The following is a 14,633-nucleotide window of genomic DNA, read 5'->3' on the forward strand; positions in this document are numbered from 1 at the left end:
AGGCTAACGTGCCCTCTGCGGCATGCTTAGCGGCAGCCTGAATTGCTTTTTCTCACTCTGTCCGCTGCCGCCCTGTTTCTTTTCACCCGGCTTTACAGCGAGCAGTATAAGCACTCCGCCTGCCGCACTGACTGCGGCCATTGTGCCAAACAGCAGCCAAGGCCCCCTTGACATCAGCAGCGAAACAACCGGCGGCCCCAGAGCCACACCGATAAACCGCATACTGCTGTACAAGGAGGTGATGGTACCGCGGTTCTTCTGGTCAATGCCTTCCGTAATCAGCGCATCCATACAAGGCAGTGCGATGCCGATACCGATTCCCCCTGCACTCAGCAGTCCTACCAGCCAGTAAAGTCCCGAGCCGAAGACCGTAATAACCATAGCCGCAGTCACCAGGAACATTCCTCCGCAGCCGATCCACTTCATCCGAGGCTTATTCTGGCCGATAATTTTACCGCTTCCGTAAGAGGCAAGACACAAGAGGGCTAACGGGATAGCCAGTACAAGACCTTTCATGACCCCATGGATACTATATTTGCCTTCGAGCGTTTCCGATAAATAAAAAAGCACACCAAAGGTTACGAACATGCAAATGCCGCCGATGGCAAAAATAGCATAAAGCCAACGGCCGTGTTCCCGCAGGATTGCAGCAATGCCTGACATAAAATCTTTTAGGCCCTGCTGTTCCCTATCCCGCTCCGGCTCTTTAACCAGAAACAGCACAAGCAAAAATGAAATAATACATAAAACCGGAATGGAAATAAACGGTGCATACCACAGCAGCAGCCCCAAGTAAGCACCGAGTATCGGACTGAGCACCTTGCCGAAGGTATTAGACGTCTCAATCAGGCCGAGACTTTTGCTAACCTGCTTTTCATCCTTGAACAAATCCCCTACAAATGGCAGTACAATAGGAAAAGCCCCTGCCGCACCGATCCCCTGCAGCACACGCCCGCCCATTATAATCCAGTAAGCGGTAATCCCCTTTGTGAACCAGGCAGCAGCGATACATACGGCTCCGCCTGCAGCAGCAATAATCAGGCTGGGCATAATAATTTTTTTGCGCCCGAACCGGTCTGAAAGATAGCCCGCAACCGGGATCATCAGAATCGCCATCAGGCCGTAAAGCGTAATCAGCAGACTGACCTGAAAGGAACTGATGTGCAGCTCCCGGGAGATCTGCGGAAGCACCGGAATCAGCATGGAGTTGCCTAATGTCATAATTAGGGGAATGGATGCCAGTGCCGCAAGATCCCATTTTTTGTCCTTCATGGATTGACCACCTTTGCTGTCGTTGACAATCCAGATTAGTGTGCTTGATTGCGTGCTGATGTATTCATACAAGCAGAAACGGGTATGCCGGCCTCCAGAGAAGGCGGTAACCGTTCCTGCGAGAAAGATAAGGATTATGGATCGCGTAAAACATTTAAATTTTTATATTTTAAAAAAGACCCAAGCCCTTCTCTAAAGGATGAAGGGCTTGGGCCGTATTGCTGAAAAGAAACATCGTAAGCACTAACCTAAAACCGAATCTGCTTCTTCTGACTGTTCTGCCCCATCAGGCAGGAACGAGCTCGGGTTACCCAGGCTGTAAATATGCAGCAGATGCATCGCTCTGGTGCAGGCTGTATAGAACAGCTTGCGTTCATTTTCCCTGCCGTATTTTTCATCAGAGCCGTCATAGATGATAACCGCATCAAACTCTACGCCTTTGGCCAGGTAAGCAGGCAGCACCAGTGTTCCTTTCTGGAAATTCGGAGTCTCCTTAGTCACCAGCCGTACCGGCAGACTGCTCTGCAGCTTGGCATGCACCTCGGCGCTTTCTCCGGCGGTTTTGCAGATGACTGCCACATAATGATAGCCTGCCGCATGCAGACTCAGCACATCCTGCTGAACCGCGGCAAGCAGCTCTGATTCCGTACCGACTACCGTTACTGACGGGGCTTCGCCCCGGCGGTTAAAGGGAACGATCCGCTCTCCGCCTGGAATCATTGCCCGGGTGAACTCTACTATTTCATATGTGGAGCGGTAGCTTCTGGTCAGGGAAATTACCTCTGTATTCTCCTCGCCGTATATACTGACGAGGCTGGACAGGTCACCGAGCACCTCCCCTTGGGCATATATAGCCTGATTCAGATCACCCAGCACAGTCATTTTGGCCCGCGGGAACAGGCGGCGCATGAATTCCAGCTGGAACGGCGAGTAATCCTGAACCTCATCGACAATGACATGGCGGATCAGCGTATTCGTCCGGAAGCCCTGGCTCAGCTCCTTCAGATACAGGAACGGCGTAGCATCTTCATAAGCCAGCTCTCCAGAGCTAACGGCATCAAGCGTATGCTCGCAGATCTGAACCCAACTGGCCGGCAGACCGGCGCCGGCATTCATATCCTCCATCAGCCTGCGGTCCGTAAACAGCCGGCTGTACAGCCCTTTGACATCTACGAACCGGCCGCGTTTGGTCCAGCCGCGCAGCGGCTTCAGCTTCTGGCTGACAATATAGCGTGCCAGCATGCTTTTCTCCGTATCAAAATCATCAAAGCTTTCTTTGTGCCCGCCGCCTTTGCGGCGGGTCATATGATACGCCCGCTGATAGTCGCTGGTATCCAGCAGCTCCATCTGCTCTTCCACCCACGACGCCCCGCGTTCTTCCACACTGAAGGCAGCGATTTTTTTCAGCAGCCAGCCGGTCATCAGATCAATCCGGTTCGCAAGCTTGATCGCCGGGTCATAGGAATAGAACTGCCGCTGCATCTCTTCCTTGCTGACGATGGCTTTTCCCTGGAACGTAAGCGGCTTAAACAGCATGCCCTCATGCTCCAGCAGATTGACATAGCGGCGGATAGCATCCAGAAAAGCAACGGAGGATTTATAACCGATTCCTTCACGGCGTACAGATGCCGCAGGGTCATCCGGCGCTGCCAGCAGGCTTTCTGTCTGGCTGAACACATCCTCCAGCTGAAATTCCTGGCCGAGCCTGTGCTCCAGGTACATCTGGAAGGTAGTCTGCTGCATATTTTCTTCACCCAGCTCGGGCAGAACGGTCGAAACATAGCTGTTAAACAACGGATTCGGCGAGAACAGCAGCATCTGGTCAGCCTGCAGCACCTGGCGGTATTTATAGAGCAGGTAAGCTACGCGCTGAAGCGCCGCTGAGGTTTTGCCGCTGCCTGCCGCCCCCTGGACCACCAGCATACGGCTGCGGTCATTGCGGATTACGGCGTTCTGCTCCTTCTGGATTGTCGCTACGATGCTTTTCATACGGTCATCCGCACTATGGCTGAGCACCTGCTGCAGCAGCTCATCGCCGATTGTCATTCCGGTATCGAACATTACTTCGATTAGTCCGCTATCAATTACGAACTGGCGCTTAAGCTTCATCGTTCCGCTTACCAGCCCCCCTGGAGTTTCATAAGCGGCCGGACCGGGTGCTCCATCGTAGTACAGGCTTGATATTGGCGCCCGCCAGTCGTATATCAGGAACGTGCCGTCGTCCTCCATCAATGAGCCGATGCCGAGGTAGATCTGCTCTGCTTCCCCGCCCGGCTGCTCTGAGAAATCAATCCGGCCGAAATAAGGTGAATTCACCAGTTTTCTGTATTTCTTAAGCGCTTTGCTTGATTGCAGATGATGACGCTCACGTTCATTCAGAATTTGCGCCTGCTGCCGGAGGCTGGTTGAGGTTTCCCCCAGATCATCCGGGCTGCTGAAGTTAACCGTAACCTCTTCCCAGAAGTCCTTGCGCATATCAACGACATCGGAACGGTGCAGTCCAAGCTCCTCGGACAGCCGCCGGATATGGGCTGACAGCAGTCTCGTAATCCCCGTTACCCGTGCCTGTTCCTCTTTCCATTCATGATCTTGCTTTTCCAATGTATTTCATCCCCTTTAAAAGGCTGTGCTTCGATTATATTTCTGTCTTATTCCTTCTCATCATGGTTTCCCCGGTTTATCTGATCGGCCAGCCGGTCAAGCCGGTCAAGCTGGTAACCATAATCATAGATTGCCGCCGCCACCACTGACAAGCGCAACTGTCCCGCTTTCTCCGGATTATAGCCTTGGATCGCCGCTTCCAGGAATCTGTCGTTGTCTTCATTGAGCGGCTCCGAATCGTTGGCCCCCCGCTTCAGCTTGTCTTCGAATTTAAGCAGAATATATTCATGATATTTGATCAGCTGCTCCAGGTGACGGTCAAACAGCTCGTCGGTCCGCTCCGTCCGCTCTGCCTGGAAATAGTGCCTGTCAATCGCCTCCAGCACCTCAAACCCCTTTTGCAGCGTCTGCAGCAGGTTTTTGTAAACCACCATCTGACGGGTCTGACTGTATTTTGCCCTGCGCAGCTGTTTCTGCTCCTCCTCGAACAGGGCGTATTTATCAGCAAGCGCCTTAATTGAGCCTCCGAGCGCATTTTTTTCGTCGCGGAACACGCTTTCCTTCATTTCATGCGATACCGCGGTCCGCAGCAGCAGCGATAGGCTGGTAAACACACTCTCAATCTGCTGAATATACTGCTTGCGGGGCTTGGGCGGAAAGACGCTGATATTAATAATAAATGCAGAGACAATCCCGGTCAGTGTGAGCAGGAAGCGGGTCAGCGCGAACTCCCACTGTCCGGAGGCCTCCATCACGGAGATAACGGTAACCAGAGTCAGGCCGATCGTGTCGGCCCGGTTCATTTTCATACTGATCATAATGACCAGAATACATACAAGCCCGACTGCAATCGGCTCATTGGATAGGAGCATCCCGCCAAGCAGCGCAAGAACAGCTCCCATAGTACTAGTCTGGATCTGGTCCAGAAAATACCGCCAAGAACGGTATATAGATGGCTGCATGGCAAAAATTGCTGCAATCGCCGCACCGACAGGAGAAGAAAACTGCAGCAGTGCGGATAAATAAAGGGACAATGTAACTGCCATGCCTGTTTTTAAAATGCGGGCGCCAAAAGCCAAATCCATCCCTCCTAAAGTTTTGTATAGCATAGGCTTCCCTGATTCACTTCGGCAAAACTTACTTCGGAAGCATAGGCTTAGTTTTGTATAGCATAGGCTTCCCTGGTTCACTTCGGCAAAACTTGCTTCGGAAGCATAGGCTTAGTTTTGTATAGCATAGGCTTCCCTGGTTCACTTCGGCAAAACTTGCTTCGGAAGCATAGGCTTAGTTTTGTATAGCATAGGCTTCCTTGGTTCACTTCGGCAAAACTTGCTTCGGAAGCATCTGTTTTGATGTGAATACTAAAGTTAATTAATGCCGCTTATGTATATCCTTTTTGTGTTACGTCAATCTCTATAAGGGTACAGATGTAATTACCCATGATGCAGCCCCGCGAATTTTAGCGCTTTAGCAGGTAAGCGGCTTAACGGTAATACTGTATACGGCAGTACCATTCCATATGTAGAGGTGAACGCATGAGTAACAAGATTAAAAAAATTACTGCATTTGCCGCAGCCGCCGTGCTGTGTCTGACTCCGGCAGCCGCTTATGCCCGGAACGTTACAGAACATGCTCCTGTTTCATCAGCTGAGAGCAACGTTTCCGGGACAAAACAGCCGGCCCGCCAGCATCACAATAAAGGGTTCCGGGCCGGCGGGCATTTTATTCTGAGTGAAACGGCAAAGCTCCTGGATATGGACCGCAAAGAGCTGATGGACAGCCTGCAGAGCGGCAAAACCCTCTATAGTCTGGCCAAGGAAAAAAAGGGCTGGAGCGAAGAGGAATACATCCGTAAGCTGAGCGAGGCAGCCAGCCTCAAGCTGGATGAGTCGCTAAAGGACGGGCAGCTCACCAAGGATGAGGTCAAGAAGCTGAAAGCCGGCCTGCCGGCGCTGCTGAAGCTGAGCATCTCCGCTTCAGCCGGTAATCATGCAGGAGCGCCCGGAAAGGCGCCTACCCCTAACCGGTAAACCGTGATACGGGCATCTCAGCCTTGGCAGGCTGCAGATGCCCGTTTTTTTGTCATTAAGAATGATTGGCTCTACATTCTGCGCCGGGAATTACGGTAAGCCTTAAAGCAGGCTATAGACAGCATCAGCCAGGCTCCGCTTGCCGCATATCCGCCGATGACATCGCTGGGGTAATGGACCCCCAGATAGATCCGGCTCCAGCCTATGCCGATTGTCATAAAGACGGTGAATAGAATCAGTATTATCCGTTCTCTTTTCTTACGCATATGCCGCCACAGCAAATACGCCACCGCCCCGTACAAAGAAAAGGCTGCCATGGAATGTCCGCTTGGAAAGCTGTAGCCTGCCTGCTCGATCAGCCGGTGAATATCAGGTCGTTCGCGGTGAAACCATTGCTTAAGCAGAATATTAATGAGCTGCGAGCCAATTCCAACCCAGAGGAACAGCACCAGCTCCATCCGGTGCTTGAGCAGGAAGAACAGCAGCGCTATTGTAACGAGCGAAATAATTACAGCAAGCTTGGATGAGCCGACCAGGGAGAGGCTTTTGGCCAAAGAGGTTAATCCGGGTGACTCCGCTGATTGTACGGCATGGATAATTGAATTGTCAAAATAAGCTGTTTTGTTCATTGCCACAAGCAGGGCAATGACGATAAACATTAATGCGAACCACAAAGAGGAACGAAATCCCCTGGACCACTGCCGGTAGTGAAGCATAGCTTACTCCTTATCTGATAGGTATTCTGTGAACCCGTTGCCTGAGAACCGCCCTCCCGTGATATAATGAACCGGAAAACAATTTATATAAAGATGGAGTGCTGCCAAAGTGGAAAGCCTAAAGCTGCAGGAACGTTTGTTGAATCAGTGCATCTCAACAAAGGTGCCCGTTACCATTTTTACGACGAACGGAGTTAAAATGCAGGGACTCGTTACTTCTTACGACGCCTATACCATTACCCTGACAGGACAGGGCGACGGCAGACAGAATGTACTGTTTAAATCTGCAGTCTCCACTGTTGTACCGCTAAAGCCGGTCTCACTCAAGTAAGATCAAAAGGAACACCGGAGCTTTCCCTTCCGGTGTTCCTTTTTTCTTGCTGTCAGTCAGCTATACGGCTGTGCCGGGATCAGACCGGAAATACGGCCGGCTTCACGCAGACCGGCTTAGACGTCTCTGCTTCATTCCCGGTAAAGCTAAGCCGTCCGGTTGCGGTATCAAGAGAGAACACAACCAGATTATTGCCGTCCCGGTTCGCCACAATCAGATACCCGCCATCCGGTGTCACTGTGAAGTGCCGCGGATGCCCTCCCCGTGTAGACTCATGCTGGACCAGAGTAAGCTCTGCTGTCTCAGCATTCACGGCATAGACAACGATGCTGTCATGACCCCGGTTGGAACCGTAGAGGAAGCGCCCGTCTTTAGAGAAGGCGATCTCTGCGCAGCCGTTATTAGTATAGGAATAATCATCAGGCAGTGTCGGCACCGTAACAGATGTTTTTAAGACAGCGGACTCACTGTCATACAGGAAAGAAGTAACCGTACTGTTCAATTCATTGATGACATAAGCGGACTTTCCGTCCGGATGGAATACAAAGTGGCGTGGTCCTGCCCCTTCAGCCACCTTAATCTCGCCCTGAACCTCAAGCGTACCGGCATCCCTGTTGATATGGTAAGTGCGGATCAGGTCAAGTCCAAGGTCAGAGACAAACAGGAAGCGCTCGTCCGGGCTGAAAACAGCCGAATGCGGATGCGGCTTCTCCTGGCCGGGTACCGTTCCTTTACCGGTATGTACAGCAGTATCTGTCAGCCGCACCGGATTTCCGTCAGCATCTACACTTAGCAGGCCTACAAGGCCGCCGTGATAGCTGCATACAACCAGATAGGCACTGTCTGAATCCCTGTTGATATGGCAGGTAGTCGTCTGTCCTGCATCAGTAGCTGGCATCGTTGAGATCCGGCTCAGTTCAGTAAGCTTGCCGGTCTGCGCGTCGATAGACAGGGTAACAACCTCGCCCTCTTTTACCCCTTCACCGTTAAGCTTCTCACTAATGGCATACAGCCGGTTCTTGGCAGTATCCACATTTACAAAGGTAGGATTGGCAATTCCCTGAACACTATCCAGCAGCTTCAGCTTACCGCCAGCCCCTCCGTCAAATTCATACACCTGTACCCCGTTATCCGTTGTACTAGCATAGGAGCCGGTAAACAGCAATAATCTGGAATTTTCTTTCATCTCGGTTTTCCCCCTCTATTAGTCCATCCGGTTTTTTACATACAGCCTGGCTCTCGTTCAAACAACAGCCATCTTTATAATTTACAATTTTTCAGCGTCTATGACAAATGCAACGGAAAAAATGACAAAAAACATTTCAAAAATAAGACTTCTCAAAGAAAAAAGATTATGTTATAATGAAAGCGCTAACACGCTTCGTTAAAATTGTATAAAGGGGGAACACGAATGAGCAGCCTGCTGGAAGCCAGAAATGTATATGAGGACTTCGAGGTGGAAACAGACATTCTGTTCTTTAAGGTCGGGGACCATGATCTGGTCATTTTTCACGGCAGAAACTACAATATTAAAAAGAGAATGTCTGCCGAGCAGTTGAACCGTTTGTTATCGAACTCCAGCTATTATCATGTTTACGGAAGCTGCTATGTTAATCTGAATAAGATCAGCGCCATCGAAGACGACTGCATCTATTTCGGAGAAAAGGGCCTCTATGCCAAAAACGTCCGTGTTCCCAGACGGAAACAGGAAAGCATCCGCCATCTGCTGAAAGGGCTTACTTCTTGAGAGCGTGAATACTCTGAGAGTATAAGAATGCAGAAACAAGCTGGCCTTATGCGTTCTTTTACTCCCTGCTTATAAGCCGGAAGCGCACGGGAATCCCATGTGCTTCCGGCTTTTTCCTTTATCTTAATGAAATCTTAAAAAGCTTTTATGCTTTTTTATACTTTCTTAAGGTTTGGAATCCTGATTTCTGGTAAAGTTGTAGAAAGACAGGCATCACCTATATTGAAGGGAGTCATTAATTCTAATGGACAAAAAAGAATTTGAAGGTAATGAGCAATTGAACAACAACGGTACACCGGAAGAAGCATCTGCTTCCGTAAACAACAATGAAGCTTCGGTTGAAGCAGAACAGGTACCTGCAGCTCCAGAAGAAACGGTTCCGGCGGCGCAAGAAACGGTTACACCTGCTAATAAAGCTGCAGCAGATGCAGCACCTGAGACTGTTCCTGTGATGAGCAAGGTTGGCGGCGGCAACAGACCTCCTTCCTCCCCTAAAGGCGGTAAGGGCTGGATGATCGCTTCGATCGTACTTGCAGCAGCACTGATTATAGTATTAATTAAACCGCCTTTCCAAAAGAGTGACAACAGCACTGCAGTCGCTACCGTTAACGGGGCAGACATTACGAAAGCGCAGCTGTATGACAAGCTGGTTGAGGCCGGCGGCGAGACAACCCTGCAGAATCTGATCACCACTACACTTGTGGAGCAGGAAGCCAAAAAAGCCAACATCACGGTTACCGATGAGGATATCAATGCAGAGATTGAAGATCTGAAAACCCAGTTTGGCGGAGAAGATGCTTTAAATGCCGCTCTGGCCCAGAGCTCAATGACGCTTGATGACCTGAAAGCCCAGATGCCGCTTCAGGTAGAGATCCGTAAGCTGCTTGAGCCTAAGATAACTGTAACCGATGAAGATATTTCGGCCTATTTCGATGAGAATAAAGCCTCCTTTAATCAGGAAGAAGAAGTTCAGGCTTCCCACATCCTGGTTGCTACCAAGGAAGAAGCTGATGCCATTGTGAAGCAGCTTAAAGACGGTGCTGATTTCGCAACACTGGCTAAAGAGAAATCTTCTGATACAGGCTCGAAAGAGAACGGCGGCGATCTTGGATTCTTCAAAAAAGGCGACATGGTCACTGAATTTTCCGACGCTGCCTTTGCCCTTAAGGTAGGCGAAACCAGCGGTGCTGTGAAGAGCGATTACGGCTACCATATTATTAAGGTAACAGACCGTAAAGAAGCTAAGGAATACACGCTGGAAGAAAAGAAAGAAGAAATCAAGAAAACGCTGACTTCCCAGAAGGTGTCCGAGATGTCCTCCACCTGGCTGCAGGATCTGACTACAAACGCTACTATTACTAACACGCTTACAGATGAGCCGGAAGCCTCTGCTTCCCCGGCTGCAAGCGCAGAAGCTACGGAAGCGCCAGCAGCTGAATAAACCCGATTTACAGCAAAAGGACCAGCGGTTTAACCGTCTGGTCCTTTTGCTACGCTATTGGCTGAACTGAATCATGACTTCTACTCAGCAGTTTTCTTGCGGATCTGCTTGTCGCGGTTCTCTCCCCACTCTTTAGCCTGCGCTGTGGCTATAGCAATAGCCCGCCCCTCCCCGTATCCGTCCTCCAGCAATGCATTGGCAATTTCAATCGCCTTGTTGCGCACCGGAGCCATGAAATTTTTCAGGGAATCCGGATAATTCTCTTTATCCCAAGGCATAACAAAAACCTCCTTAATCAGGCTATAGTCCATGAACTTGTCATAGTACTACTTATCCTGATTAAGGAGGGTCTAAACAATAGGGGTAAGCTTATTTATGCACCTTTACACGGTCTTCGATCGGCTGGAATTCTTTAGGTCCCGGAGCCGTTACAGTCTTACCGAACGGAAGCTGTGCAATCAGCTTCCATTCTGCCGGAATACCGAAGGTTTCCTTCACTTCATCATCGATCAGCGGGTTATAGTGCTGAAGCGAAGCGCCAAGACCGGCTTCTGAGAAGGCAGTCCACACTACAAACTGCAGAATACCGGAAGACTGATTGGACCAGACCGGGAAATTCTCGGCATACAGGGCAAAGTTCTCCTGCAGATTTTTCACAACTGTCTGATCCTCAAAAAACAATACCGAGCCGTAACCGGCTTTAAACGAAGCCAGCTTTTGGGCAGTACCCTCGAATTGCTCAGTCGGCACAATTTTACGGAGTGTTTCAGCCGTGATATCCCACAGCTTATCATGCTGTTCGCCAAGCAGAACTACTGCTCTGGAGCTCTGGGAGTTGAACGAAGTCGGGCTGTGCAATACAGCTGCTTCAACAATTTCTTTAATTTTATCATCAGAGATCGGGGATTCCTTGCTGATTGCATATACGGACCGTCTTGCTTCTACCGCTTCCAGAAAAGTCTTAGACATAAAATAACTACCTCCATTTATTTAAGTAACTAACTTTTGTATATCTTAACACTTCTATTCCGATAAAACAACACCTATTTCATAAAAAATCCAGAACCGGAGCTCTGCGGCAACTCTTATTCTCGCTAGATTCGTGCTATTTATACGCCTTCCACTATTTTCTATAATCACTTCAGGCTGTTTCGAAACATCTGCCGCATTCAGGTATACAAATCAGCCCCGGATGAGCTACAATTATGCAGCAAATTTGCTGAAGGAAGGTCCTAACGATGATATTCCCCGCTCTTAGAAACCGGTTTCCGTTCAAAAATACACCCATAATAGCCCTTACTTTCTTGCTCGCAGCTGCTTCTCTTCTTTCCGGCTGCAAGGACACAAAATTGTCATCTAATGCTTTTGAAGCTGCCGCCAAGACCTCCGAAAGTTTCCGGACCGGGGTACAGCCTGTATCCTTCTGGGCAGCAACAGACACACATTATTTGGACAAAGCACTGCAGGACGGCGGTCCGGCTTTTCAGAGCTATGTAAGCGGCGGAGACGGTAAAATGCTGCCTTACAGTGATGAGCTGATGGAGGCACTAATTCATGACGCAGAAAAGGCTAAGCCGCAGTTCCTGATCCTGAGCGGTGATCTGACCAATAACGGTGAAGCAAGCAGTCATAGAGAGCTTGCGGCCAAGCTGAAGCGCATCGAAGAGCAAGGCACCTCTGTCTATGTTATCCCGGGCAATCATGATCTGTTCAACCCGTGGGCCAGATCCTTCAAGGATGATAAGCAAATTATAGCTGAGCATATTACGGATGCAGATTTCACAGAGCTGTATGCCGACTTCGGGTACAATGAGGCCATTTCAAGGGATAAGAACAGCCTCAGCTATGCGGTTAATGCCGCACCCGGCTTATGGCTGCTGATGATAGACAGCAGCCAGTACATGAATAATCTTAAGTATGGCTTTCCGCAGACCGACGGCCGGATACTCCCGGCAACCTTAGCCTGGATGAACGACTGTGTGAAGCTCGCCGCTGAACAGCACGCCTCCATCATAACCGTCATGCATCACAATCTGCTCAGCCACACCTCCATGCCTGTCTCCGGCTTCAAGCTTAATAACAGCCAGGAAACGATGACTGCACTGCGTAAGGACAACCTTAATCTCGTATTATCCGGTCATATTCACATGCAGGATATCCAGCGGGACCCTTCGACCGGTCAGACTGCAGCAGACGGCTCAGAGGTAACGCCGGTCTTTGATATCGCCACCAGCGCTTTTGCAGTCAACCCGCATCAGTATGGTGCAATGACCTTTGACCCGTTGTCCCGGAAAGTCACTTATACAACGGCCTCCGTAGACGTCGGGGGCTGGGCTGCTGACAATGGAATAAAGGACCCCAACCTGGTAAACTTTACAGCATATGCCGAAAAATCGTTCGCAGAGGGCTCCTATAATAAAGCGATGAAGAGTCTGGCAGAAAGCGGCTTAAGTGAAGCAGAGAAGCAGTCGATGGCAGAGATGATGTCTGCTTTAAATGTCGACTATTTTGCCGGAACAGCCGGTAGTAACGCAGAAGCTATTAAGGCAATGCCGGGTTATCAGCTGTGGCAGAACCAGAAGGAAGGCTTCATGTCAGGCTACATCAGCAGTATGCTGAAGCCTAAGGAGCTTAGCAATACAGAGCTGGAATTGACGCTTACCACGCAGTAGGCCGCTGCCTCTGCAGAAAGGGGGCTATGGATGACATCACGAATCGTACCGCTGCCGGAGAGCGGCTTCCCGGCCAAGCTGCACGGCATGGGTCCAAGAGGAATTGCCATGCTGAAAGAGGCACTTGCCGCCAAGGGTCTTGATTTTCCGGATAACAGCAGTCATCAGCAAAAAGCCGGAGCTCCGCTGTAGGGAACTCCGGCTTTTCTTATTCTAATAAAGCTGTGAATTATGGCCGCTCAATCCAGATATAGCCATCCTCGTCCATCTCGACTTTTGCATGCAGTGCTTCGGCAAGCACCCGTAAAGGCACATTAGCATCACCGTATTCGTCTACAAATACAGGCTGTTGCAGCTTCACAGAGGTCCCGTTAACGAGCGCCTGATCCGAACCAATTTTGAAAACGATTGTATCACCATACACATCATCTGTTACCGTAATCGACTTATCTGCGCCGTTCCAGGTAATCCCGGCATCCAGATCCTCTGCTACATAACGCAGCGGAACCCAGGTCGTACCTCCAATGTTTACAGGATAATAGTAGTAATCATCATCCGGTTCAATGAATAGGGTCCTTGCTGTAATCTTGAGATCATCCTTCAGTACGTTGTACACGGTCGAGCCCTGCTCAAAGTTACGCAGAGTTTCCCCCGGTGTAAGCTCAGTAGCGGTCAGATCCACCGCACCCTCCTTACTGATCAGATCCGCTGTAACTGGCCCGTTTACATTCCAGGTCTGGCTCTCTGATTTCACGGAGATGCTCTTCAACGGCAGATCCTCACTGGCCGGCAGGGCTATTGTAAGGTCAATATTCTGCTTACGTACATGGAACCCGCTATCAACAAACAGATCCACCTGGAGCTTCGTATCCTTGCTCAGCACAGTAGCCAGTTCAGGTGTTGTCTCATACAGATTTTCGAGCTGTTTGTCATAGACAAGCAGCAGCGCATCCACAGCAAGCTTCGCTGCATCATGTGCCACAGTCACTACGCCTTCCTTGTCCTCCAGCGGAATCTCACCGAATCCGAGGTAATCCAGCTCGTCATCTGCTCCTGAAGCAATCAGAATCGGGTACAGATAATCATATAAACCGCCAATCAGTGCCGTAAAGCCTTCTGTATCCTTAGACACGGATTTCAGGAAACTCTTCACCAGCGCCGGCAGCTCATCACCTGTAATTTCAGTATGTAGCTTAGTCAGGTTCAGCTGCTGTCCGTACACAGATTCACTTACCGATGTAGCACTGATTGCTGCCGGATTCGGCAAATTCTTAACCACAAATTCACTGACAAGCTTGGAAATATCCATCAGCTTGCTCTCATCCAGCCCCTCTATACCTAGTGAAGCCTCGTAACTTTCAAGCGGGAAGTAGAATGGCTGCTTAGCTCCTTCAGCATTGAGCACAACTGCTTCCTTGTCCATAGACAGATTGAACGGTACTGTTGCCTGCTTGTAGGTAACGGTTCCGGTAGCAGATACATTACCGTTATCCTGCAGCTTAACATGGGCAATATTTACGGAAAAAGAATTAATAAGTTCGATCATTTCCAGATCCTCGGCACTGATTCCGTCAGCCGGAACAGCATTTAAGGACAGTGTGGTACTTGATTCCACTGATTTTACATTCAAATCCCCCAGCAGCGCCTTATTTACATCCAGCCCGCCTACAGTTTGGCATCCTGCCAGAATAAGCAGCATGGCCAATACCGGCAGCAGCCATTTGGTACCCTTCTTCATTCTTCTCATAGCATGACTCCTTCATCGGTTATTTGTACATCTATCCATCAACTCATAAGAGGAAGGATCATCATCCATACGCAAT

Annotated in this window: 14 protein-coding genes; 6 read left to right on the forward strand and 8 right to left on the reverse strand. The window is 49.8% G+C overall.

Annotation, left to right across the window (positions count from 1 at the left end; translation table 11 throughout):
* Positions 1–3: 3 nt before the first annotated feature.
* The 3 genes from bcbE to BN3772_RS16215 all read right to left on the reverse strand — a co-directional run bounded on the left by bcbE (position 4) and on the right by BN3772_RS16215 (position 4,952).
* Positions 4–1,272: a bacillibactin exporter BcbE gene (gene bcbE / locus BN3772_RS16205; RefSeq protein ID WP_042200752.1), complete on the reverse strand. Its 1,269-nt coding sequence runs from the start codon at positions 1,270–1,272 to the stop codon at positions 4–6.
* Between the two features lie 243 nt (positions 1,273–1,515).
* Entirely contained in the window at positions 1,516–3,873 is a 2,358-nt protein-coding gene (gene helD, locus BN3772_RS16210; RefSeq protein ID WP_042200753.1) for an RNA polymerase recycling motor HelD, read from the reverse strand.
* 47 nt (positions 3,874–3,920) lie between these two features.
* Entirely contained in the window at positions 3,921–4,952 is a 1,032-nt protein-coding gene (locus BN3772_RS16215) for an FUSC family protein (RefSeq protein WP_042200754.1), read from the reverse strand.
* Positions 4,953–5,408: 456 nt separating this feature from the next.
* On the opposite strand from BN3772_RS16215, the gene BN3772_RS16220 reads away from it, so the two are divergent.
* A complete protein-coding gene (locus tag BN3772_RS16220; RefSeq protein ID WP_042200755.1) occupies positions 5,409–5,903 on the forward strand; it encodes a hypothetical protein in 495 nt (164 codons plus the stop codon).
* Between the two features lie 71 nt (positions 5,904–5,974).
* Here the strand turns inward: BN3772_RS16220 and BN3772_RS16225 are convergent, their stop codons facing one another.
* Entirely contained in the window at positions 5,975–6,619 is a 645-nt protein-coding gene (locus tag BN3772_RS16225) for a phosphatase PAP2 family protein (RefSeq protein WP_042200756.1), read from the reverse strand.
* Positions 6,620–6,728: 109 nt separating this feature from the next.
* Here BN3772_RS16225 and hfq point away from each other — a divergent pair, with 109 nt between their 5' ends.
* Entirely contained in the window at positions 6,729–6,950 is a 222-nt protein-coding gene (hfq, locus tag BN3772_RS16230; protein ID WP_042175992.1) for an RNA chaperone Hfq, read from the forward strand.
* Between the two features lie 79 nt (positions 6,951–7,029).
* On the opposite strand, the gene BN3772_RS16235 is transcribed toward hfq, so the two are convergent.
* The gene (locus BN3772_RS16235; RefSeq protein ID WP_042200758.1) at positions 7,030–8,136 is read right to left on the reverse strand and encodes a lactonase family protein; all 1,107 of its coding nucleotides are present in this window, start codon (positions 8,134–8,136) and stop codon (positions 7,030–7,032) included.
* A 225-nt stretch (positions 8,137–8,361) separates the two neighbouring features.
* Here BN3772_RS16235 and BN3772_RS16240 point away from each other — a divergent pair, with 225 nt between their 5' ends.
* On the forward strand, positions 8,362–8,697 hold the full coding sequence (locus tag BN3772_RS16240) for a LytTR family transcriptional regulator DNA-binding domain-containing protein (protein WP_039872696.1): 336 nt from the start codon (positions 8,362–8,364) through the stop codon (positions 8,695–8,697).
* Positions 8,698–8,941: 244 nt separating this feature from the next.
* A complete protein-coding gene (locus BN3772_RS16245; protein WP_052380539.1) occupies positions 8,942–10,138 on the forward strand; it encodes a peptidylprolyl isomerase in 1,197 nt (398 codons plus the stop codon).
* Between the two features lie 80 nt (positions 10,139–10,218).
* On the opposite strand, the gene BN3772_RS16250 is transcribed toward BN3772_RS16245, so the two are convergent.
* A complete protein-coding gene (locus tag BN3772_RS16250) occupies positions 10,219–10,416 on the reverse strand; it encodes a DUF2188 domain-containing protein (RefSeq protein ID WP_042200759.1) in 198 nt (65 codons plus the stop codon).
* Positions 10,417–10,507: 91 nt separating this feature from the next.
* Entirely contained in the window at positions 10,508–11,107 is a 600-nt protein-coding gene (locus BN3772_RS16255) for a nitroreductase family protein (protein ID WP_042175984.1), read from the reverse strand.
* Positions 11,108–11,487: 380 nt separating this feature from the next.
* Here BN3772_RS16255 and BN3772_RS16260 point away from each other — a divergent pair, with 380 nt between their 5' ends.
* Positions 11,488–12,810, forward strand: coding sequence for a metallophosphoesterase (locus BN3772_RS16260; RefSeq protein ID WP_157643604.1), 1,323 nt, complete (start codon positions 11,488–11,490; stop codon positions 12,808–12,810).
* A gap of 30 nt (positions 12,811–12,840) precedes the next feature.
* On the forward strand, positions 12,841–13,002 hold the full coding sequence (locus BN3772_RS30680; RefSeq protein WP_157643605.1) for a helix-hairpin-helix domain-containing protein: 162 nt from the start codon (positions 12,841–12,843) through the stop codon (positions 13,000–13,002).
* A gap of 37 nt (positions 13,003–13,039) precedes the next feature.
* On the opposite strand, the gene BN3772_RS16265 is transcribed toward BN3772_RS30680, so the two are convergent.
* On the reverse strand, positions 13,040–14,557 hold the full coding sequence (locus tag BN3772_RS16265) for a copper amine oxidase N-terminal domain-containing protein (RefSeq protein WP_052380541.1): 1,518 nt from the start codon (positions 14,555–14,557) through the stop codon (positions 13,040–13,042).
* Positions 14,558–14,633 lie beyond the last annotated feature (76 nt).

The organism is Paenibacillus camerounensis, from assembly GCF_000723885.1.
GTDB lineage: Bacteria > Bacillota > Bacilli > Paenibacillales > Paenibacillaceae > Paenibacillus_AQ > Paenibacillus_AQ camerounensis.

Excerpts from the sequence above, each read along its gene's own strand:
- BN3772_RS16255 (WP_042175984.1), bottom strand. The coding sequence starts at position 11,107 with ATGTCTAAGACTTTTCTGGAAGCGGTAGAAGCAAGACGGTCCGTATAT.
- BN3772_RS16245 (WP_052380539.1), top strand. The coding sequence starts at position 8,942 with ATGGACAAAAAAGAATTTGAAGGTAATGAGCAATTGAACAACAACGGT.
- BN3772_RS16225 (WP_042200756.1), bottom strand. The coding sequence starts at position 6,619 with ATGCTTCACTACCGGCAGTGGTCCAGGGGATTTCGTTCCTCTTTGTGG.
- BN3772_RS16240 (WP_039872696.1), top strand. The coding sequence starts at position 8,362 with ATGAGCAGCCTGCTGGAAGCCAGAAATGTATATGAGGACTTCGAGGTG.
- BN3772_RS16235 (WP_042200758.1), bottom strand. The coding sequence starts at position 8,136 with ATGAAAGAAAATTCCAGATTATTGCTGTTTACCGGCTCCTATGCTAGT.
- bcbE (WP_042200752.1), bottom strand. The coding sequence starts at position 1,272 with ATGAAGGACAAAAAATGGGATCTTGCGGCACTGGCATCCATTCCCCTA.
- BN3772_RS16250 (WP_042200759.1), bottom strand. The coding sequence starts at position 10,416 with ATGCCTTGGGATAAAGAGAATTATCCGGATTCCCTGAAAAATTTCATG.
- BN3772_RS16220 (WP_042200755.1), top strand. The coding sequence starts at position 5,409 with ATGAGTAACAAGATTAAAAAAATTACTGCATTTGCCGCAGCCGCCGTG.
- BN3772_RS16265 (WP_052380541.1), bottom strand. The coding sequence starts at position 14,557 with ATGAGAAGAATGAAGAAGGGTACCAAATGGCTGCTGCCGGTATTGGCC.
- BN3772_RS30680 (WP_157643605.1), top strand. The coding sequence starts at position 12,841 with ATGACATCACGAATCGTACCGCTGCCGGAGAGCGGCTTCCCGGCCAAG.